The organism is Micromonospora sp. CPCC 205739 (assembly GCF_036906795.1).
In the GTDB taxonomy this organism is placed as follows: Bacteria; Actinomycetota; Actinomycetes; order Mycobacteriales; family Micromonosporaceae; genus Micromonospora.
In genome coordinates this window covers 48547-70162 of the sequence record NZ_JBAKHS010000007.1, presented here as the reverse complement: position 1 = coordinate 70162, position 21616 = coordinate 48547, and the positions used below count along the sequence as shown (strand labels likewise).

The 21616-nt window shown below is 73.6% G+C and carries 12 protein-coding genes, 1 pseudogene and 1 riboswitch; of the genes and pseudogenes, 9 read left to right on the top strand and 4 right to left on the bottom strand.

What is annotated here, in order from left to right; genetic code table 11:
- Positions 1–4: 4 nt before the first annotated feature.
- From V6U88_RS12655 to V6U88_RS12645, 3 genes are all read right to left on the bottom strand, one after another.
- Entirely contained in the window at positions 5–6469 is a 6465-nt protein-coding gene (locus V6U88_RS12655; protein WP_334452654.1) for a SpvB/TcaC N-terminal domain-containing protein, read from the bottom strand.
- A gap of 171 nt (positions 6470–6640) precedes the next feature.
- Positions 6641–7864 carry an MFS transporter gene (locus V6U88_RS12650; RefSeq protein WP_334452653.1) on the bottom strand — a complete coding sequence of 408 codons (1224 nt, stop codon included), beginning with the start codon at positions 7862–7864 and terminating at the stop codon, positions 6641–6643.
- The gene (locus V6U88_RS12645; protein WP_334452652.1) at positions 7861–9420 is read right to left on the bottom strand and encodes a class I adenylate-forming enzyme family protein; all 1560 of its coding nucleotides are present in this window, start codon (positions 9418–9420) and stop codon (positions 7861–7863) included. The genes V6U88_RS12650 and V6U88_RS12645 overlap by 4 nt, the downstream gene beginning before the upstream one ends.
- 360 nt (positions 9421–9780) lie before the next feature.
- Between V6U88_RS12645 and V6U88_RS12640 the strand changes: the two genes are divergently transcribed.
- From V6U88_RS12640 to araB, 7 genes and pseudogenes are all read left to right on the top strand, one after another.
- A complete protein-coding gene (locus tag V6U88_RS12640) occupies positions 9781–11064 on the top strand; it encodes an SGNH/GDSL hydrolase family protein (protein WP_334453035.1) in 1284 nt (427 codons plus the stop codon).
- A gap of 62 nt (positions 11065–11126) precedes the next feature.
- A complete protein-coding gene (locus tag V6U88_RS12635; RefSeq protein ID WP_334452651.1) occupies positions 11127–12344 on the top strand; it encodes a cytochrome P450 in 1218 nt (405 codons plus the stop codon).
- Positions 12345–12352: 8 nt separating this feature from the next.
- A pseudogene (locus V6U88_RS12630) lies at positions 12353–13273 on the top strand (alpha/beta hydrolase); the annotation flags it as partial.
- 154 nt (positions 13274–13427) lie between these two features.
- On the top strand, positions 13428–14552 hold the full coding sequence (locus tag V6U88_RS12625; RefSeq protein WP_334453033.1) for an alpha-hydroxy acid oxidase: 1125 nt from the start codon (positions 13428–13430) through the stop codon (positions 14550–14552).
- Positions 14553–14555: 3 nt separating this feature from the next.
- On the top strand, positions 14556–15875 hold the full coding sequence (locus tag V6U88_RS12620; RefSeq protein ID WP_442934621.1) for an aminotransferase-like domain-containing protein: 1320 nt from the start codon (positions 14556–14558) through the stop codon (positions 15873–15875).
- Positions 15876–15936: 61 nt separating this feature from the next.
- On the top strand, positions 15937–16197 hold the full coding sequence (locus tag V6U88_RS12615; protein WP_334452650.1) for a hypothetical protein: 261 nt from the start codon (positions 15937–15939) through the stop codon (positions 16195–16197).
- A gap of 85 nt (positions 16198–16282) precedes the next feature.
- Complete coding sequence (gene araB / locus V6U88_RS12610; protein WP_334452649.1) at positions 16283–17941, top strand: ribulokinase; 1659 nt, start codon at positions 16283–16285, stop codon at positions 17939–17941.
- Between the two features lie 234 nt (positions 17942–18175).
- Here the strand turns inward: araB and V6U88_RS12605 are convergent, their stop codons facing one another.
- Positions 18176–19612, bottom strand: coding sequence for a glycine hydroxymethyltransferase (locus V6U88_RS12605; protein WP_334452648.1), 1437 nt, complete (start codon positions 19610–19612; stop codon positions 18176–18178).
- 18 nt (positions 19613–19630) lie between these two features.
- Positions 19631–19720, bottom strand: a riboswitch (ZMP/ZTP riboswitch).
- A 135-nt stretch (positions 19721–19855) separates the two neighbouring features.
- Between V6U88_RS12605 and V6U88_RS12600 the strand changes: the two genes are divergently transcribed.
- Together V6U88_RS12600 and V6U88_RS12595 are read left to right on the top strand one after the other, a co-directional pair.
- A complete protein-coding gene (locus V6U88_RS12600) occupies positions 19856–20662 on the top strand; it encodes an SDR family NAD(P)-dependent oxidoreductase (protein WP_334452646.1) in 807 nt (268 codons plus the stop codon).
- Positions 20663–20715: 53 nt separating this feature from the next.
- On the top strand, positions 20716–21585 hold the full coding sequence (locus tag V6U88_RS12595; RefSeq protein WP_334452645.1) for a metallophosphoesterase family protein: 870 nt from the start codon (positions 20716–20718) through the stop codon (positions 21583–21585).
- The last annotated feature ends 31 nt before the right edge of the window (positions 21586–21616 follow it).

Genomic DNA, 21616 nt, shown 5'->3' with positions numbered 1-21616 from the left:
CTGGTCAGCGACGTCCGCCGGCCCAGGTTGTCGTACGTCGAGCGGGTGACGTTGCCCTTGTCGTCGATCGCGGCGACCAGCTCGCCGATCGGGTTGTAGCGGTAGCTGGTCCAGATGACCGGCTGGCCGCCGGCCGGGTTGAACTCCTTGACCGCCGTGGTGATCTGCCGGACGTCGGTGTAGGGCGCTTGGACTTGCCGTTGGCGTCGGTGACCACCGTCTCGAACTGGGTCACCCCGTCCCGGTCCGGGCCGAAGCCGTACTCCATGGTGGTGGCGGTGCCGTCCGGGAAGGTGGTGCGGATGGTCCGGTCCAGCACGTCGTAGCGCACCTCGGTCGGGGTGACCGGGTCGTACGCCGGGTTGAAGGCGAGGTTGCCGGGGCCCTTCGGCTCGGTGACCGGGTACCAGCTCTTCACCGCCCGGCCGAGGAAGTCGTACGCGACCCGCCCGGAGACCACCATCACGTCCTGGGGCGCGCCGTCCGGGGTGGCCGGCACGGCGGCGTCCTTCTTGGTCTGGGTGGTGCGGTTCAGGCCGTCGACGAAGGTGATCGTGTCGATGGTGTCGTCGCGGACGCTGCCGTCGGCCTGCCGGTCCACGTGCCGGGTCACCGCGTACGGGTACGCCGCCTCCGGGTGGTACTCGAAGTCGATGGTGAACCGGTTCTCCGGGATCTCGTACGGCCCGGAGACCTGGTCGAGCCGCCCGACCGCGTCGTAGGTGTTGCGGATCTGCTGCTTGTTGAAGTCCGTGGTGGTCTCCACCAGGCCGAACTTCAGGTTGTGGGTGGCCGTCGACCGGTAGCCGAAGCTGTCGGTGATCGACTCGACGTGCGTGTTGACCACGTCGTCGTAGGTGTAGTCCAGCCGGTAGCGCTGGCCGGCCTTGTTGGCCGGGCCGGTCACCGACTTGAGGTTGCCGTCGCCGAAGTACTCCAGGTCGGTGGTGGCCGTGGTGCCGTCGGCGAGGGCGGCGCGCACCTGGGTCAGGTCGCCGGTGGTGCAGTCGATCGTCGACTCGCGGTGCCGCATCAGCGTCCCGTCACCGCGCACGTCGATCTGCTTCGGCATCCCGACCAGGTACGCCGCCTGGCACGCCGGGTCCTGCGCGGTGTAGACGATCCGCGCGTCGAGGTCGTCGCCGGGACCCGCCTCGGCGGCGTCGAACTGCCGGGTCAGGTTGCCGACGTCGTCGTACTCCCGGGTGACGTGGGTGCCCTTTCCCGGGTTGGCCGCCCCCTCGTGGTGCTTCACGTCGGTGCGGGTGTTCTGCGGGAAGAGCGTCGCCGTGGTGCTGGCCAGGTCGGCCGGCGAGCCCGGCGACGAGACGTTGCGGGCGGTGTACGTCTGCACCGTCTCCTGGTACGGCTTGCCGGCGCTGTCGGCGGTCAGCTCCTTCTCCAACAGCCCCTTCGTGTAGAAGCTGTCGGTGCGGTAGGTGCGGGTGACGCTGCGGCCCACCGCGTCGCCGTTGGCGTGGTCGCGGTGCTTCTCCACCACCGTGCCGTAGCCGCGGAACTCCCGCTCCCGGCGGTCGTAGACGCCGCCCTCGTAGTCGTAGGTGACCAGCTGCACGTCCTGGCCGTCGCCGGGCCGGCCGTCGTCCACCGAGACCTTCGACAGCACCCAGCGCGACTGCGGCTGGCCGTAGGTGTTGCCGTCGCGGCTGTAGTCGAACTCCATCCGGCCGCCCAACGGCCGGTCCACGGCGGCGAGGAGGTTGGTCCGGCCGGTCCGGTTCTCCGCCACCACGAGCTGGTTGTCCCGCGTGGAGGAGAGGTGGTCGGCGTACCCGTCGCCGTTGATGTCCCGCAGCGCCTGCTCGGTACGGCTGGCGCCGGTGGCGATGTCCGCGCCCGGGTTGATCACGACGCAGACCACGGTGAAGCAGATGCCGAAGGTGAAGTAGACGCCGCCGCCCAGCTTGGCGTTGCGGTCGCCGTTGACGTCGGCGAGGCTGCCGTGGAACGGCACCGGCGGCTCGAACCCGTTGCCGGTGTTGAAGCCGACCCGGATCGGGCTCCCGGAGAGGACCTGGTCCAGCAGACCGTCGCCGTTCATGTCGGCGAGGGTGCCGGCCGAGGAGGACCGGCCCTGGCTGAACGAGGCGCCACCGGCGAAGCCGTAGAAGTCGGTGTTGAAGCCGATGTTCAGCCCGGCGTTGGTGCCACTGCCCTTGTTCAGGCCGGCCGGGTTGCGCCACTGCTCGGCGGCGGCGAAGGCGTACCCGAGGTTGAGCGCCACCTTGCCGTTCTCGTACACCCGGTCGGGCAGGCTGTCGCCGTTGACGTCGAGCAGGTCGAACGCGCCGTCGGAGCGGGTGCCGCCGAAGCTGCCGCCCACGCCCAGCGGGGGCATGTCGTTGCCGGACTGGGCGCTGGTGGCCGCCGAGGTGCCGGGCGGGCTGTCGTGGCCGCGGCCGGTGGAGATGGTCCGGGCCGCGCTGCCGGCGCTGGCGTTGCCGGAGACGTTGGTGCTGCGCCGCACCGCCCCGTCCGGCAGCGTGCCCCGGGTGTCGCCGAGCGCGCCGTCCGGGTCGGTGTACTGCACCGCGCCGGCCCCGGCGACGTCGGGGAACTGGTCGCCGTTGAGGTCGAGGAAGTCGACCTGCCCGGTGCTGTCACCGGTGGCCAGGCTGCCGCCGATCGACCCGATGCCGCCGCCGACGCTGCCGGTCAGCGACACCTGCTGCGAGCGGGACAGCCGGGGCACCGCGGTCGACCCGGCGAAGTCCTGCGGCCGGGGCAGGTTGATCGAGCCCCCGCCGAGCCGGGAGCTGCTGACGCTGCTCCGGGCGATCCAGGAATGCTCGCCGGCGCCCCAGCGCCCGTCCTGCGGCGACGGGGTGAAGGGGGTGACCTTCGGCGGGTCGACCCGGGGGTCGGCGGCGAAGGCGTCCTTCTGCGCCTGCGGGTCGACGCTGTCCGGCAGCTGGTCGCCGTAGTTCTCGTCGACCACCAGGTCGTCCTGGGCGATCGGCTGGGTGGCCCGGTCCTTGTTGCCGTTGTAGCCGACCGCGCCCCAACCCCGGTAGGGCTGCGGGAAGGCGCCCTCCTCGGCGGAGCTGTGGAAGGCGCTCGGCGCGCTCGACCCGGACACGGTGACCGACCGGCCGGTGAGGAACGCGCGCAGCTTCGGGTCGGTGGTGCTGAAGTCGAACCACAGCTCGTCGCCGGTCTCGGCGCTGATGTCGAAGGCCCCCGGCGAGGTCAGCACCCCGTTGGTGACCTGGAAGAACCGCTTGGCGACCAGCTCGCCGCGCCGCTTGACGGTGAACGCCACCCGGGCGGTGGGGTGCTCGGCGCCGAAGGCGAAGCTCAGCGTCGGCTCCACGCTCAGCGTCCCACCGCTGGTCACGGTGTACGCCGGCTGCGGCGCGGTCAGCCCGTCGACCGGGTACAGGTCGAGGGCGTACGGCGGGCGCACGTCGATGAAGGGCTTGCCGTTGGCGTCGGTGAGCCGGTCGACGCCCGGCGCGGCCGTGTAGTAGGCGCGCGGCGTCCAGGCCAGCTTGTCCACGTCGACCGGGGAGTCGACCCGGATCCGCCACTGCAGCGTCTGTCCCTGCTGCACATCGACGTCCAGGTTCACCGGCACGCTGCCGGTGGTGGCCGCGGCCAGCGTCTGCTCCAGCACCGGCGTGCCGTTGCGGGTGATCAGCACGGTCACGTCGTCGGAGGTGGCGCCGGACTTCACCAGGTCGCCGGAGAGGTGCATGGTGCCGGTCAGCGGCACCTTCACCGTGGCGGCCCGGCCGCCCAGGGTGAAGTCGCGCGAGGCCTGGAAGCGGTACGACGGCAGGCCGTTGACGTCCAGCGGGTCGCCCACGCCGACGTAGCTGACCTTCGGGTCCCAGGTGACCTCGTCGAGTCCGCCGTCGGCCGCCGAGCCGACCCGGAAATAGAGCCGGTCGCCGCGCGACACGGTGACCGCGTCCACGCCGGTCGGCGTCTTCGCGCCGTCGTCGTCCGCCTCGATGCGCGCCGACCAGAGCTCGGCGCCCTCCTTCTGGATCGCCACCCGGACCCCGTCGGCGGTCCGCGACTCGGCGCGCGCGGCGGCGGTGCCGGGGGCCAGCTGCACCGCGCCCTCGACCTTGACCGTGCCGTCGTACGGCGCCACCCACCGGCGGACGCTGTCCAGCAGCGGGAACGAGTCGGTCATCCGGTCCCGGTCGGCGTTGAACGAGTCGAACAGACCGGTCGCGTCGACCTCGCCCTGGCCGATCGGGACGGGGGTGTCACCGCTGACCCCGTAGACCGGGACGCCGTTGGCGCCCACCCGGCCGAACAGCACGCTGGCGCCGTTGACCAGGTCCTGGATGCCGTCGCCGTTGACGTCGTTGAAGTACTGCTCGGTGGTGGCGAACGAGTTGACGTAGTCGAGCTGGGCGGCGGCCGCGCCCAGGTAGCCCTCCACGCCCAGGGTCAGCGTGTTGCTGGACTCGCCCATGATCCCCGGCAGGTTCAGCGGCTGGGCCTGGGCGGCGAAGGTGGCCTCGCCGGTCGGGCCGGAGAGGTTCTTGCGGTACTTCACCGAGCCGCCGTCGCGGAAGACCTTGTCGGGCAGCGAGTCGCCGTCGACGTCCACCAGCGCCAGCAGGCCCTTGTCGCTGCCGTGGCTGAAGCCGACCTTCACGCCGACCGAGCCGGACTTGCTCGGCGAACTGCCCACGCCGACGTAGAGGTGGCCGCCGCCGCTGGTGTTGGTGTTGGCGTTCAGCGCGCTGGCGTTGCCGGCCTGCTCCGGGGTGAGGTTCAACGCCGCGCTGCTCAGCCCGTCGCCGGGTGAGGTCCAGGGCAGTGACCGGAACGCCTGGTACTGCCCGGAGGAGTCGCGGATGTCGTCGTGGTAGCTGAACCGGTGCCGGTTGAACTCGTGGCCGTCGGCGTCGTACTGGATCACCGCGTCGAGCAGCGTCTTGGCGAACGCGCCCCGCTTGTAGGTGAGCTCGTAGCGGCGGATCAGGCTGTCGTCGAGGGTGACCTTCACCTCGCGGAGCAGGTCGGCGGTGACCCGCTTGAAGCCGCCCCGGGCGTCGATGGACGTGTCGGTACGCAGCGCCTCGCCCCGCTCGCGGTCCCGGTCGAAGCTGACCGCGTACCGGCCCTCGTCGCTGCCGTGGCCGGTGTAGGTGATCTTCTCGACGTAGAGGTTGCGGCCCGGCACGCTGCCCCCGGCCAGGCCGGTGTCGTCCACCTTCGCGTAGTGGTAGCGCATGACGTTGCCGCGCGGGTCGCGGACCTCGCGGACCGACCAGAGGAAGACGTTGCCCGCGTCGTCGGCCAGGCTGGCGTCGGCGGCCGGGCCGGGGGCACCCGCCACCGCGCCGTAGTGCCAGTGGATGCCGTTCTTGTCGGTGACCTCCCAGGTGTAGTTCTTCGGGTTCGTGCCGTGCCGCACGATCCGCGCGAAGCTGCCCTCGACCCGGGTGTGGAAGACCTTCTCGGCGCTGCGGGCCACCGGTGCGCCGCGGTGCGCAACGGGGGTGAGCTGCTCGCCGTTGAGCAGGTACGTCTCGGTCTCGGTGCCGGCGGCGTACCGGGGCACGCCCCACCGGGTCTCCACGGAGATGCTGGGCACCGAGAGGTCCCAGCCGACGCCGGTCCAGCCGTTGCCGGAGGAGGAGCTGTACGAGAGACCGAGCTGCGGGGTCAGGCCCTGCCGGCCCGGCGGCACCTGGATCGGGTACGCCAGGTGGTTCTCACCCTGGTTGTTCGCCGACGGCGGGGCGATCAGGTTGATCCCGGCACCGGGGTCGGCGGCCTGGATGCCCTTGATCTGGTTGGGGTTGAACTGCACGCCCTCCGGGTGCTCCGGCACCGTCGCGGTCGCGTTGATCATGTCGGTGAAGTGGTCGGTCAGCGAGGTGACGGTGTGGTTGACCTCGTCCACCGACACCCGCTCCAGGACCTGCCAGCAGGTCTGCACGTCGTCGAAGAAGTACGTGTAGATGTCCTGGGCGGTGAACTCCTCGGTGAGCAGCGCCGGGTCGTAGGGCAGCGTGACCTGGATGGCGGCGGCGAACTGCTGCGGGTGCGGGGTGAAGCGGTACCCGCCGCCCTTCGTCTTGCCGGTCACGTTGGTCATGCCGCTGTCCAGCTTCGGGGTCAGCCCCGGCGGCAGGACGGTGACGCCGATCCCGGTCGGCAGCCGGACCGCCTTCGGCCCGATGGCCAGCTTCGCCCCGCCGTACGAGACGGTGGCGGTCGTGCCGGGCGCGACCACCTGCTGGTAGTCGGGCAGGGACGCCGCCACCTTGGTGACCGCCGCGGTGCCGGCGCTCTCGCCGCAGGCCGGGCCGGGCGTGGTCGCCGACTGGGCGCTGGTGCCCTCCGGTCTGGGGCGCGCGACCGAAGCGGACAGTCCTGAGGAGACGAGGGCGAGCACCGCGAGGACGGCCAGCAGCCTGGTCCATCGGCTCGTCAGAGCGTGGAGGCGGAACCCGAGGAGGGGAGGATGCCACATGGTCGAGACCCCTTACGGCGGCACACGTGGGACGAGGGCTCACGCAGTATCGACAGCTCTCGCCGCCAGGCGACATGGACCGGGGCACCAAATAAACTGTCGGATAGTAGATGTAACGTTTACTCAGCGTGAGGCGCTTTGGGGCGTGCCGCACCCGCCGGGCATCCGCGATCAGCTCCGCGCCGGCACCGTCGGCACCGGCTCCCGAGCCCCCGGCCGCAACGCGCCGACCAGCAGCGGAGCCACCGTCACCACCAGGCAGGCCGCCGACATCACCCACAGCGCCGGGATCAGCCCGAACGTCGCCGCCGTCCAACCACCCAACAGCGCGCCGACCGGCAGCCCCAGGAAGGCCAGCGAGCCGGCGATGCCGATCACCCGGGTCTGCAACGCCTCCGGCACCCGCTCGTAGAGCGCCGCGCCGAGCAGCGGGTTGACCGTCGCGATCGCCATCCCGGACAGGAACGTCACGGCGAGGACCACCACCAGCTCGTCGCTGACCGCCAGCGCCAGCAGGCGGGGCGTACCGCTGGCCGCCGCGCCCACCGCGAAGGTGAGCTGCCGCGGCAGCCGTGGCCCGGCGGCGGTGAAGAGCACGTTGCCCAGCAGCGCTCCGCCGGCGAAGACCCCCAGCACCAGGCCGAAGCCGGCCGGGTCGCCGAACACCTCGGCCACCCAGAGCGGGATGTAGACCGCCACGCTGGCGTTGGCGAACATGTTCAGCGCGGAGACCACCACCAGCATCGTCAGCAGCATCCGGTCGGTGCGCAGGTAGCCGAAGCCGCCGCGCAGCGCCCGCAGGTAGCTCTCCCGGGGCGCCGGCTCGGTGGGTGCCGGCGGGTTCACGAGGACGCCGATCAGCAGCGCGCACACCGCGAAGGTCGCCGCGTCGATCCAGATCGCCCGGGTCACCCCGACCCAGGCGATCAGCAGCCCGCCGAGCACCGCGCCGAAGAGTGTCACCCCGCGCACCAGCCCGTCGTAGGCGGAGGTGAGCCGGATCAGCGGCACCCCGGCGCGCTGCGCGGCCGGACGGAACATGACGTGCTTGACCCGGTCGCCGATGCCGCGCAGCCCCCCGGCGACCGCGACCAGCGCGACCAGCGCCCCGAAGCCCAGCCAGGGCGCCAGCGCGACCACCGCCATCGCCACCGCGCTCGCCGCGTCGGCCACGATCGAGGTGCGGCGCACCCCGAACCGGTCGGCCCAGGGCGCGGCCAGCGCGCTGGAGAGCAGGTACGGCAGCGTCTCCGCCGCCGCGACGAGGCCCATCTTCGTCGGGCTGCCGGTGGTCTCCAGCACCAGCCAGGGGATCGCCACCACCGAGATCCGGCTGCCCAGGTTGGAGATCAGGTCCGCGGCGACCAGGACCGTCAGCTCCCGGCGCGGCGTCACGCCCGGCTGCCGATCCCCGCTTCGTCGGCGTGCGGCGCGGGTGGCCGCGCGGCGGCGTGCCGGGACCGCAGGGCCAGCTTGTCCACCTTGGCCGAGCGGTTCAGCGGGAGCCGGTCGAGGAACTCCACCCCGCCGGGCGCCCAGGTCTCGCTCAGCTCGGCGGTCACCAGCCCGATCAGCTCCTCGCCGGAGACCGTGGACTCCGGCGCGCGCACCACGTACGCGTAGGGCAGCTCACCGGCGACCGGGTCGGGCACGCCGATCACCGCGGCGGCGCGTACCCCCGGGTGGCCGGCGAGGACGTCCTCGATCGGCCGGGAGTAGATCGGCCAGCTGCGCTGCCGGGTGAGGATCCGGTCCTGGAGCCGGTCGACCAGGTAGAGGTAACCCTCGTCGTCGAGGTGGCCGATGTCGCGGGTGCGCACCCAGCCGTCGACCAGCGTCTCGGCGGTCAGCTCCGGCTGGCCGTGGTAGCCGGCGAAGCTGAGGTTGGTGCGGACCCACACCTCGCCGTCGGCGCCGACCGGCAGCACCCGCCCGTCGGCGTCGCGGACCTCGATCGCGACGTCGCCGTACGGCTTGCCGCAGGAGCGCAGCCGCTCCGGGTGGGCCGGGTCGTCGGTCAGGCCGGGCAGGGCGGTGATCACGACGGCCTCGCTGAGCCCGTACACGATGCGCAGGACCGGGCCGAAGCGGGTGATCGCCTGCCGCAGCCGGGCCGGCGCGGCGGGCCCGGCGCCCACGTTGAACATGAACATGGCGGAGAAGTCCGCGCCCTCCAGGGCCGGGTGGTCGAGCACCTCGTAGAGCATCGGCGGGGTGACGAAGGTGGAGTTGATCCGCTCCTGCTCGACGGTGCCGATGAACGCCACCGGGTCCCACTGCTGGCGCAGGAAGAGCACGCCGCCGGTGAAGAGGTTGAACAGCGTGGTGATCTGCCCGCTGGCCAGCCACATCGGCGAGTGCGACAGGTGCCGCAGCAGCGGGAACCCGGCCGCCCGGAAGTCCGCGGCCAGGGCGAGGATCTGCCGGTAGAAGCTCTCCCGGTGGTGCACCAGCTTGGGCGTGCCGGTGGTGCCGCTGGTCTGCAGGAACGACTCCGGCGCGGACGCGGCGGCGGGCAGGTCGGCCGGGGCGCCGGGGATGAGCTCCGCGCCGAGGCGCAGCACCGGCACCCCGGGCAGCGAGGCGGCGATCTGCGCGCCGAGGGCGTCGGTGGCCCGGGCGTCGTGCACGAAGACGTCGGGGCGGGCCAGCCGGACGAACTCGTCGATCTCCCGGCGCGAGGTGACCGGGGCGATCCACATCGTCCGGCAGCCCAGCAGGTGCAGGGCGAGCTGGAGCAGTGGCCCCTCGACCGCGTTGCCGAGCATCACCAGCACCGCCGCGCCGGGCCGTACGCCGTGCCCGGCGAGCGCGCCGGCCAACCCGCGCACCTCGTCGGCGACCTGGGCGTAGCTGAGCCGCCGGCCGTCGCCGACCAGTGCCTCACGCTCACCGAAACCGGCGAACAAGTCCAACGCCTGGTGCACGTAGCTGGTCGGTCGATCGGTCATCGCGCAGCCCCCAGTCGATGCGTGGCGGCCGGCGCGACCTGCCCGGTGGGACGCGTCGCGGCGACCGGCAGACAATGGCATCCGGGCAGGTCAGAGCCCGGGACGCGGCGGAGTACGCGGCATGGCGACCGCACCGCCGCCGGTCCTGAGCCTAGGGGCGTGACGTCCCAGCACGACAGGGCCGAACGGTGTCCGAGGGCTCCCGCCGGACATTTGATGGGGTCGATCGGGTTGATTGACGCCCGTCAGCGCCAGCGGCTAGGTTTCTGGACCATCGTCCGGGCGGTGCCGATCATGGACGCCGATCCCTGGGCTGCCAACGATGGAGGTTCCATGTCGACCCCGAAGAGATGGCACGTCATAGCTTCCGCGGCCACCCTGCTGGTCGTGGCCACCCCGGCGGTGGTGGCCAGCGCCGGCCCGTCCGACACCGACAGCGCCCGGCACGGGCGGGTCGAGTGGGCGGGCACCTGGGCCGCGGCGGTCACCCGCGGCAACACCGTCGGCCTGACCAACACCGGTCTCAACAACCAGAGCATCCGGATGATCGTGCACACCAGCGTCGGCGGTGACCGGCTGCGTGTCCGACTGACCAACCTCTACGGCGACCAGGCCGTCAAGGTCGGCCACGCCACCGTCGCCCGGCCGAACACCGCGACCGCCGACGACCGGTCCGACATCGACGCGGGCACCCTGCGCGAGCTGACCTTCGGCGGCGCGACCTCGGCCACCATCAACAAGGGCGCCGAGCTGCTCAGCGACCCGCTCGATTTCACCGTGCGGGAGCAGGAGGATCTCGTCGTCACCCTGCACTTCCCGGTGCTCACCGGGCCGGTCACCTTCCACGGCCAGTCCAAGGTCACCAACTTCATCGGCGCCACCGACCTGACCACCGCCGCCGACGGCGCCGGCTTCACCATCCGGCCCAACTGCTGCTGGATGTTCCTCTCCGGCCTCGACGTGCAGCGCCGGCACACCCCGGGCTCGATCGTGGTCCTCGGCGATTCGATCGGCGACGGCAACGGCAGCACGGTCAACGCCAACAAGCGCTGGCCCGACCTGCTCGCCGACCGGCTGGTCGACGCCCGGCCCGAGGTGCGTACCCCCGGCGTGCTCAACCTCAGCCTCGCCGGCAACCGGCTCAACCACGAGGGCCCGGAGCCGGGCGCCGGTGGCTTCCCCGGCTACAACGAGCTGGGCCCGAACGCCCTCGCCCGGCTCAACGAGGACGTCTTCCCGCAGACCGGGGTGAAGACCGTCGTCACCCACCTGGGCATCAACGACATCTGGATGTCGAACGACTCCGCCGAGCAGATCATCGCCGCGCTGCGGCAGGTCAACCAGCAGGTCAAGGCGCGTGGCCTGCGCAGCCTGGCGGCCACCCTGACGCCGTACGAGGGGCACGGCAACCCGGGGGTGTGGACGCCCGAGAAGGACGCCACCCGGCAGGCGGTCAACAACTGGCTGCGCGGCGCGGGCGCGAGTGAGTTCGACGGGGTGCTCGACTTCGACGCGGTGCTGCGCGACCCGGCACAGCCGAGCCGGCTGCTGCCCGCGTACGACTCCGGAGACCACATCCACCCGAACGACGCCGGCAACCAGGCGATGGCGGACGCCGTACCGCTGCGACTGCTCGGCCTGTGACACCGGTGGGGCCGCGGGGTGACCCGCCGCCCCACCGTCCATCCTGGGGAGGAGGCAGCACCGTGGACGTCGACGAGATCCTGACCGGGCTCTACGGCGAGCAGGGTCGGCAGGACCCCTACCCGTGGTACGCGGCCCTGCACCGGCACGGTCCGATCAGCACCGTCCCGAGCCGCGCCGAGCACAGCACGATCACCACCGTCGCCGTGGGGTACGACCTGGTCTCCCAGGTACTGCGCGACCCGCAGTGGTACAAGCAGGCCCCGCCCGGCTGGCAGGAGCAGGAGATCCTGCGCACCCTCCAGTCCTCGATGATGTTCGTCAACCCGCCGGACCACACCCGGATGCGCGCGGTCTTCGCCAAGACCTTCACCCCGCGCCGGCTGGGCGCCCTCGAACCGGTGATCGTCCGGGTGGTCGACACGCTGCTGGACCGGATGGCCGAGGCGGGCGCCGACGGCACCGAGACGGACTTCGTGGCCGACTTCGCGTACCCCGCGCCGGCGCTGGTGATGGCCGAGTTCATCGGCCTGCCCGAAGCCGACCTGTCCTGGTACCGGCAGCGGGTGGACCGGATCGACGAGTTCCTGGACGTGGCCGGCAAGACCCCGCAGCGCCTCGCCCTGGCCAACCAGGCCGCCGAGGAACTGCGCGGCTACTACCGGGAGCTGATCGCGCACCGCCGCGCGCGGCCCGGCGACGACCTGATCAGCGGGCTGGTCGAGGCGGTGGACTCGGGCGACGTCGCGCTCAGCGAGGAGGAGCTGATCGGCAACCTGATCGTGCTCTTCAACGCCAGCTTCGTCACCACCGTCTACATGTTCAGCAACGGCCTGCCGCTGCTGCTGGCGCACCCGGACGTCGCCGCGGCGCTGCCCGGTGACGACGCGCTCGCCCGGGGCTGCGTGGACGAGGTGCTGCGGATGGAGACCCCGGTGCACTTCCTGGCCCGGGCCGCGCCCCACGACACCGAACTCGGCGGGGTGCCCGTCGCGCGGGACGAGAACGTCCTGCTGATGATCGCGGCGGCCAACCGCGACCCGGCCCGCTTCCCGGACCCGGACCGGTTCGACCCGCGCCGCGACGGGCCGCCCTCGCTCGCCTTCGGCCTGGGCCCGCACTTCTGCCTGGGCGCCGCGGTGTCCCGGCTGGAGGGCCGCATCGCCCTGCCCCGGCTGCTGGCCCGCTTCCCGCGGCTGACGGTCACCCGCACCCCGAGCTACAGCGGGAGCCTCTTCCTGCGCGGCATCGACAAGCTCTTCGTCTCGACCGGCGGATAGGAGACGGCATGCCCCTCGACCCCCAGGTGGTGGCGTACCGGGCCGCGCGGGCCGCGGCCGGCACGCCGCCGCTGTACACCCAGACCCTCGCCGAGGCCCGCGCCGCCGACCTGGCCGCGATCCGCGCCGGCGGCGGCGACGTCGAGCCGGTCCACGAGGTACGCGACACCCACGTCCCCGGCCCCGCCGGCGACCTCCCGGTACGCGTGTACCGGCCGGCCGGCGACGGCCCGCTGCCCACCCTGCTGTACCTCTTCGGCGGCGGCTGGACGCTGGGCGGCATCGACACCGCCGACGGCATCTGCCGACGGCTGGCCAACGCCTCCGGCGGCCAGGTGGTCACCGTGGGCTACCGGCTCGCCCCCGAGCATCCCTTCCCGGCCGCGGTGCACGACTGCCACGCCGCCGCCGCGTGGATCGCCGCGCATCCCGAGGAGTTCGGGGCGGACCCGCAGCGCCTCGTCGTCGGCGGCGACAGCGCCGGCGGCAACCTGGCCGCGGCGGTGACCCTGCTGGCCCGCGCCGCCGGCCCCCGGCTCGCCGGCCAACTGCTGGTCTACCCGAACACCGACCAGCGGGCCGACCGCGCGCCGGCCGGCGACGAGGACCCGCTGCTGTTCAACCGGCACTCCGTCGACTGGTACCGGCGGCACTACCTGCCCGACCCGGCCGACGCGGCGGACCCGCTCGCCTCGCCGCTGCTCGCCGACGACCTCTCCGGCCTCCCGCCGGCCCTGGTGATCACCGCCGAGTACGACCCGCTGCGCGAGGAGGGGGAGCGCTACGCCGAGCGGCTGCGCGCGGCGGGCGTACCGGTGACCCTGAGCCGGTATCCCGGGATGATCCACGGATTCTTCGCGATGCCCGGCGCGTTCGACGCGGGTCGCCGGGCGCAGGACGAGGCCGCCACGTTCCTGCGGGACCGCTTCTACGGTGGGCCCGACGGCGCGCGGCCGGACGGCGAGCGTGCCGCCGGTACCTCCCTAGGCGGACGGGCCGGTGGGGAGTCGGGCCGTGGCCTGGCCGCCGGCGTCGCGACGGGGACGGGCGGGCCGGCCGGTGGCTGAACTGGTGCGCTCCGACCTGCCGACGACCCGGCCCGCACCGGCGGGCCCGACCGACGACCGGCCGCCGGTCAGCCTGGCGGACTTCGCCGAGCCGGCCCGGGCGGCCGTGCCGCCGGGGGTCTGGGACTACGTCGACGGCGGCAGCGGTGCCGAGACCACCCTCGCCGCCAACCGGGCCGCCCTCGACCGGGTCGCCGTGCTGCCCCGGATGCTCACCGGGGTGGACGAGCCCCGGACGGCGGCGCCGCTGCTGGGCCGGGAGCAGGCGATGCCGGTGGCAGTGGCGCCGATGGCGTACCAGCGGCTGCTGCACCCCGACGGCGAGTTGGCGCTGGCGGCGGCGGCGGGCGCGGCCGGGGTGCCCTACGCGCTCAGCACGTTGAGCAGCAGCACGATCGAGGAGGTCGTCGCCGCCGGCGACGGGCCGGTCTGGTTCCAGCTGTACTGGCTGCGCGACCGGGGGCTGGTCGCCGAGCTGCTGGACCGGGCGCACGCCGCGGGCTGCGCCGCGCTGATGGTGACCGTCGACGTGCCGGTGCTCGGCCGGCGGCGGCGCGACCTGCGCAACGGCTTCGCGCTGCCGCCGCACGTCACCGCCGCGAACCTGCCCGGCGGCCGGGACGACCTCGCGCACACCGGCACCCCCGGGGTGTCGGCGATCGCCGCGCACACCGGCGCGGTCTTCGCGCCCGCGCTGACCTGGGGCGACCTCGACTGGCTGCGGAACCGTACCCCGGTGCCCCTGCTGGTCAAGGGCGTCCTCGACCCGCGCGACGCGGTGCGGGCGGTGGAGGTCGGCGCGGACGCGGTGGTGGTCTCCAACCACGGCGGCCGGCAGCTCGACGGCGCTCCCGCTACCGCCGCCGTGCTGCCCGAGGTGGTCGCCGCGGTCGACGGCCGCGCCGAGGTGCTGCTCGACAGCGGCGTGCGCAGCGGCACGGACGTGCTGCGGGCGCTCGCCCTCGGCGCCACCGGCGTGCTGGTGGGCCGGCCGATGCTCTGGGCCCTGGCGGCGGGCGGCCGGGCCGGCGCGGAGGCGGCCCTGGCGCTGCTCGCCGCCGAGCTGCGCGACGCCCTCACGCTCAGCGGGTGCGCCGACCCGGAGCAGGCCCGGCGGTTGCGCACCATGACGGGAGGCTGAACGGTGGGCGAACCGGTGGACCTGGGCCTCGCCGACCTGCACCCGGCGGTCGACGACCCGGCCCTGAACTCGATGAACTTCCTCAACGAGGTCGCCCAGCACTGGCCCGAGGCGGTCTCGCTCGCCGCCGGGCGGCCCTACGAGGAGTTCTTCGACGACGACGCGCCGCCCCGGTGGCTGGCGCGGTTCCGCCGGCACCTCGCCGAGGACCTGGGACAGCATCCGGAGCAGGTCCGGCGCACGCTGTTCCAGTACGGCCGCACCAAGGGGATCGTGCACCACCTCGTCGCCCGCAACCTCGCCGTCGACGAGGGCGTCCACGTCGACCCGGAGTCCGTGGTGGTGACCGCCGGCTGCCAGGAGGCGATGTTCCTGGTCCTGCGCGCGCTGCGCGCCGAGCCCCGGGACGTGCTGCTGGCGGTGGCCCCGACGTACGTCGGGCTGACCGGCGCGGCCCGCCTGCTCGACCTGCCGGTGCACCCGGTCGCCGGTGGCCCGGCCGGGGTCGACCTGGCCGACCTGCGCGCCCGGGCCCGCGCGGCCCGCGCCGAGGGGCGGCGACCCCGGGCCTGCTACGTGATGCCCGACTTCGCCAACCCCTCCGGGGCCAGCATGAGCCTCGACGACCGGCGCCGGCTGCTGGACCTGGCGGCCGAGGAGGAACTGCTGCTGATCGAGGACAACCCGTACGGCCTCTTCCCGGCGGGCGACCAGGGCCGGCTGCCCACCCTGAAGGCGCTGGACACCGGCCGTCGGGTGGTCTACCTCGGCTCGTTCGCCAAGACCGTGCTGCCCGGCGCGCGGGTCGGGTACGTGGTCGCCGACCAGCGGGTCACCGGCCCGGACGGCGCCGTCGGCCTCCTCGCCGACCAGCTCGCCAAGATCAAAAGTATGGTCACCGTGAACACCTCGCCGCTGGCCCAGGCGATCGTCGGCGGGGCGCTGCTGGAACACGACTGCTCGCTGGTCACCGCCACCGTCCGCCAGCGCGCGGCGTACGGCCGCAACCTGCGCCACCTGCTCGCCGGCCTGGCCCGGCGGTTCCCCGCCCCCTCGCCGGTGCGCTGGAACGCGCCTGCCGGCGGGTTCTTCGTGGTGGTCACCGTGCCGTTCCCGGTCGACGACGCGCTGCTGCGCCGCTCGGCCGAGCGGTACGGCGTGCTGTGGACCCCGATGGCGCACTTCTACGACGATGGGGCTCCCGTCAACTCGCTGCGCCTGTCGGTCAGCGCGGTCACCCCGGACCAGATCGACGTCGGCCTGGACCGGCTCGCCGCCCTGGTCGCCGACGAACTCGACCGCGCGCCGCTGCCCACCGGATGACACCGCACCGTCGCCGATCCACCACCCCCCGTGGCTGCTCGCTCCCCATCGGACAGCCATAATGGACGCCATGGTCGCTTGGGAGTACGCCCTGCTGGTCCGCCGCTACCAGGGGCAGGGACGCAATTTCCACGTCTCGTTCGTCTGGTACGGCCCGGACGGCTCGCGCAAAGACATCACGGCCTACGGCGACACGGCGATCGCGCACCTCAACCGGGCCGGCCGGGAGGGCTGGGAGCTGGTCTCCGCCGGGGAGGACGTGAACAACGTGCAGGGCAGCACCGAGGTGCACCGCTACCACCTCAAACGGCCGATCGACTGAGCCGGCACCGGCCGTTCACCTCCCGTTGTTGCTAGCGTGACCTCCCGGCCGGGGAGGCTCCGGGCGCGGCGACGGGAGGGAATCGGTGGCACAGCGGTACGCCGTCGGCGTCGACTTCGGCACGCTCTCCGGGCGCGCGGTGGTGGTCGCCGTGCCCGACGGCGCCGAACTGGGCAGCGCGGTGCACGCGTACCGGCACGGGGTGCTCACCGAACGGCTGCCCGACGGCGTCCCGCTGCCGCCGGACTGGGCGCTGCAGGATCCCGAGGACCACCTCGACGTGCTGCGGGTCGCGGTGCCCGCCGCGCTCGCCGCCGCCGGGGTCGACCCGCGCGACGTGGTCGGCATCGGGGTGGACGCCACCTCCTGCACGGTGCTGCCGACGCTCGCCGACGGCACCCCGCTCTGCGCGCTGCCCCGGTTGCGGGACCGGCCGCACGCCTGGCCGAAGCTGTGGAAACACCACGCCGCCCAGCCCCAGGCCGACCGGATCAACGCCCTCGCCCGGGAGCGCGGCGAAACCTGGCTGGCCCGCTACGGCGGGCGGGTCTCCGCGGAGTGGCAGCTGGCCAAGGCCCTCGAACTGCTGGAGGAGGACCCGGAGGTCTTCGACCGGGCGGAGCGCTGGATCGAGGCGGCCGACTGGATCGTGTGGCGGCTCTGCGGGCGGGAGACCCGCAACGTCTCCGCCGCCGGCTTCAAGGGGCTGCGCCAGGACGGCCGCCATCCCGCGCCCGGGTTCCTCGCCGCGCTCCATCCGGCCCTGCCTGGCCTGCTGCCGAAGGTCGACGGGCCGATCGCTCCGCTGGCCGCCCGGGCCGGGACCCTGACCGCCGAGGCGGCTGGCTGGACCGGCCTGCCGGAGGGGACCCCGGTGGCGGTCGGCGCCATCGATGCGCACGTCACGGCCGCGGCGGCCGGCGCGGTCGCGCCGGGGCGGATGCTGGCGGTGCTCGGCACCTCCACCTGCCTGATCATGAACTCGGACACCTGCCACGAGGTGCCGGGCATCTGCGGGGTGGTCGACGGCGGGGTGACCGCCGGCAGCTGGGGCTACGAGGCCGGGCAGAGCGGGGTGGGGGACATCTTCGCCTGGTACGTCGACCGGGGGCTGCCCGCCGGGTACGCCGAGGAGGCGCGGCGGCGCGGCATCACCGCGTACGAGCTGCTGGACTCGCTCGCCGCCGACCAGCCGGTGGGCGGGCACGGGCTGCTGGCGCTGGACTGGCACAGCGGCAACCGCTCGGTGCTGATGGACCACGAGCTGAGCGGGGTGCTGGTCGGGCTGACCCTGGCCACCCGGCCGGAGGAGATCTGGCGGGCGCTGCTGGAGGCGACCGCGTTCGGGGCGCGGACCGTGGTGGAGGCGTTCACCGCCGCCGGGGTGCCGGTGCGCGAGCTGACCGCGGCGGGCGGGCTCACCGCCAACCGGCTGCTGCTGCGGATCTACGCCGACGTGCTGCGCCGGCCGCTGCACGTGCTGGACGCGGCGCACCCGGCGGCGCTCGGCGCGGCCATCCACGCCGCGGTGGCCGGCGGGGCGTACCCGGACGTGCCGGCCGCCTCGGCGGCGATGGCCGCCGGGCACCGCGAGACGTTCCACCCGGATCCGGCGCGCGCCGCCGCCTACGACGAGCTGTACGCCGAGTACCGCGCCCTGCACGACCACTTCGGCCGGGGCGGCGGCACCGACGTCCTGCACCGCCTGCGCGCCCTGCGCCACCGCGCCCACCACACCCCCTGACCCGGCCCGCCCGACGCACCCCACCGGGGACGGCGGTGGCGGCCAGCTCCGCGCACGGCCGAGGGCTCGGTGATCAAGAGGTTTGCGTCCGGGAGAGCGCGTTCCCGGGACGCAAACTTCTTGATCACCGGGGCGGGCCGGAGAGAGGAACGGGGCAGGTCGGGGGAGAGGGCGGGGGATACGGCGACGCCCCGCCGGGCGGGGCCGGACGGGGCGTCGGGAGTTGCGGGCGGGTCAGCCCAGGTCGACGGCGGGGTAGAGGGGGAAGCCGGTGAGCAGCTCGCTCGCCTGCTTACCGATCTTGTCGGCCAGCGCCGGGTCGAGGACGTACTTGGCCTTCGACGGGGTGCCGTCCGGGTTGGCGCCGGCCTTGGTCTGGCTGAGCACGGTGTGGATCAGCTCGGCGGTGGCGTCCATCTCGGCGGCGCCGAGGCCCCGGGTGGTCAGCGCCGGGGTGCCGATCCGGATGCCCGAGGTGTACCAGGCGCCGTTCGGGTCCTGCGGGACCGCGTTGCGGTTGGTGACGATGCCCGAGTCCAGCAGCGCCTGCTCGGCCTGCCGGCCGGTCAGCCCGTAGCCGGAGACGTCGAGCAGCACCAGGTGGTTGTCGGTGCCGCCGGTGACCAGCTTGGTGCCCCGGCGCAGCAGGCCCTCGGCGAGCGCCTGGGCGTTGTCGACGATGCGCTGGGCGTAGTCGGCGAAGTCCGGGCGGCGGGCCTCGGCCAGGGCGACGGCCTTGGCGGCCATCACGTGCGGCAGCGGGCCGCCGAGCACCATCGGGCAGCCCCGGTCCACCTGGTCGGCCAGCTCCGGGCCGCAGAGCACCATGCCGCCGCGCGGGCCGCGCAGCGACTTGTGGGTGGTGGTGGTGACGATGTGCGCGTGCGGCACCGGGTCGAAGTCGCCGGTGAAGACCTTGCCCGCGACCAAGCCCGCGAAGTGCGCCATGTCGACCATGAAGGTGGCGCCGACCGAGTCGGCGATCTCCCGCATGATCCGGAAGTTCACCTTCCGCGGGTACGCCGAGTAGCCGGCGACCAGGATCAGCGGCTTGAACTCCCGGGCCGCCTCGGCCACCCGGTCGTAGTCGATCAGGCCGGTGGCCGGGTCGGTGCCGTAGCTGCGCTGGTCGAACATCTTGCCGGAGATGTTCGGCCGGAAACCGTGGGTGAGGTGGCCGCCGGCGTCCAGCGACATGCCGAGCATCCGCTGGTCGCCCAGCTCCCGGCGCAGCGCGAACCAGTCCGCCTCGGTGAGGTCGTTGACGTGGCGTACCTGGGCCTTCTTCAGGGCCGGGGACTCCACCCGGTCGGCCAGGATCGCCCAGAACGCGACCAGGTTGGCGTCGATGCCGGAGTGCGGCTGCACGTACGCGTGCGCGGCGCCGAACAGCTCCCGGGCGTGCTCGGCGGCGAGCGCCTCGACGGTGTCGACGTTCTGGCAGCCGGCGTAGAAGCGGCGGCCGACGGTGCCCTCGGCGTACTTGTCGCTGAACCAGTTGCCCATGGCCAGCAGGGTGGCGGGGGAGGCGTAGTTCTCGCTGGCGATGAGCTTGAGCGACTCGCGCTGGTCGGCCAGCTCGGCGCCGATGGCGTCGGCCACCCGGGGCTCGACGGCGCGGATCACCTCGAGCGCGCTGCGGAAAGCGGTGGATTCGGCGTTCAGCGACATGCGACCTCCTACAGACGTGCGGAAGGCCCAGGCGCTCGGCGTGCGTCCTCATGACGGGACCGCTTCCCGATGGTGCTCCATCCCCACGCGCCAGTCACGGCCCGCGCCGATCCTACCGGGTCGCCGTGGCAGGGCCCGCCCGACCTCGCCGGGACCGGCGTGGTTGGGCGCGCCGGACGCGGGCACAGCACCGGGTAGGGCCGTGTCGGCACGCGCGGTCCGCACACGAGAGGAGACAGGCAGATGAGCGCACCGACCACCGGACGGCCGCTGGCCGTGGTCACCGGGGCCTCCAGCGGCATCGGGTACGAGCTGGCCGTCCAGTTCGTCGAGCATGGGTACGACGTGGTGATCGCCGCCGAGGACCCGGGCATCGAGGAGGCGGCGGAGCATTTGCGCCGCGACGGCCGCGCCCAGGTCCAGCCGGTCCGGGTGGACCTGGCCACCTTCGACGGAGTGGAGGCGCTGGCGGAGGCGGTCGACGCGACCGGACGGCCGGTCGACGCCCTGGCCGTCAACGCCGGGCGCGGCGCCGGCGGGGCGTTCGTGAGCGACACGGACCTGCGCGACGAGTTGAACATCATCGACGTGAACGTCACCTCGACCGTGCACCTGACCAAGCGGCTGCTGCCGGCGATGGTCGAGCGTGGCGCCGGCCGGGTGCTGTTCACCTCGTCGATCGCCTCGACCATGCCGGGGGCCTTCCAGGCGGTCTACAACGCCTCGAAGTCGTTCGTGCAGTCCTTCGCCGAGGCGCTGCGCAACGAGCTGAAGGAGACCGGGGTCACCGTCACCTCGCTGATGCCCGGCCCGACCGACACGAAGTTCTTCGAGCGGGCCGACATGGAGGACACCCGGGTCGGCGCCGGCCGCAAGGACGACCCGGCGACGGTCGCCGCGCAGGGCTTCGCGGCGATGATGAAGGGCGAGGAGAAGGTCGTCGCCGGCTCGCTGAAGAACAAGGTGCAGGCGGCCGCCGCCCGGTTCACCCCGGACCGGCTCAAGTCCGAGCAGCACCGGAAGATGGCCGAGCCGGGCTCGGCCGACTGAGCCCCGCCGTCGCGCGTACCCCGCGTGCGGCGCGGGCTGCGTACGATCGGCGGATGCCAGCCGAGGAGATCGACGGCAGCCTGGTCGCCATCAGCGACCTGCACGTCGGGTACGCGGAGAACCGGGCGCTGGTCGAGGCGCTGCAACCGGCCTCCCCCCGCGACTGGCTGATCGTCGCCGGGGACGTGGGCGACACGGCCGCCGACGTCGAGTGGGCGCTGGGCCTGCTGGCCGAGCGGTTCGACACGGTGCTCTGGGCGCCCGGCAACCACGAGCTGTGGACCCCGCAGGGCGACCCGGTCACCCTGCGCGGGGTGGCCCGCTACCAGCACCTGGTACGCCGCTGCCGGGAGCTGGGCGTGCTCACCCCGGAGGACCCGTACCCGGTGTGGCGTGGGCCGGGCGGGCCGGTGCTGGTGGCGCCGCTGTTCCTGCTCTACGACTACAGCTGGCGGCCGGAGGGCTTCGACACCCGCGAGGCCGCCCTGGCCGAGGCGTACCGGACCGGGATCGTCTGCACCGACGAGTTCCTGCTGCACCCCGATCCGTACCCGAGCCGCCACGAGTGGTGCGCGGCCCGGGTCGCCGAGACCGCCCGGCGGCTCGCCGAACGCGATCCGGCCCTGCCGACCGTGCTGGTCAACCACTGGCCGCTGGTGCGGGGGCCGACCCGGGTGCTGCGCTACCCGATCTTCGCCCAGTGGTGCGGCACCGAGGCCACCGTCGACTGGCACCGCCGCTTCGACGCCGCCGCCGTGGTCTACGGGCACCTGCACATCCCCCGCACCACCTGGCACGACGGGGTCCGCTTCGAGGAGGTCTCGGTGGGCTACCCCCGGGAGTGGCGGCGCCGGGGCGTACCCCCGGGGCGGGTGCGGCAGATCCTGCCGGCGCCGGACGGGGTGCCGCCGACCGCCTGGTGACGTGCGCCGGGGCCCGGCCGACGGCCGGGCC

Bases quoted from the DNA above. Each gene is read 5' to 3' on its own strand.
- V6U88_RS12595 (WP_334452645.1), top strand. From the start codon at position 20,716: ATGCCAGCCGAGGAGATCGACGGCAGCCTGGTCGCCATCAGCGACCTG.
- V6U88_RS12645 (WP_334452652.1), bottom strand. From the start codon at position 9,420: ATGACCGATCGACCGACCAGCTACGTGCACCAGGCGTTGGACTTGTTC.
- V6U88_RS12655 (WP_334452654.1), bottom strand. From the start codon at position 6,469: ATGTGGCATCCTCCCCTCCTCGGGTTCCGCCTCCACGCTCTGACGAGC.
- V6U88_RS12605 (WP_334452648.1), bottom strand. From the start codon at position 19,612: ATGTCGCTGAACGCCGAATCCACCGCTTTCCGCAGCGCGCTCGAGGTG.
- V6U88_RS12615 (WP_334452650.1), top strand. From the start codon at position 15,937: ATGGACGCCATGGTCGCTTGGGAGTACGCCCTGCTGGTCCGCCGCTAC.
- V6U88_RS12600 (WP_334452646.1), top strand. From the start codon at position 19,856: ATGAGCGCACCGACCACCGGACGGCCGCTGGCCGTGGTCACCGGGGCC.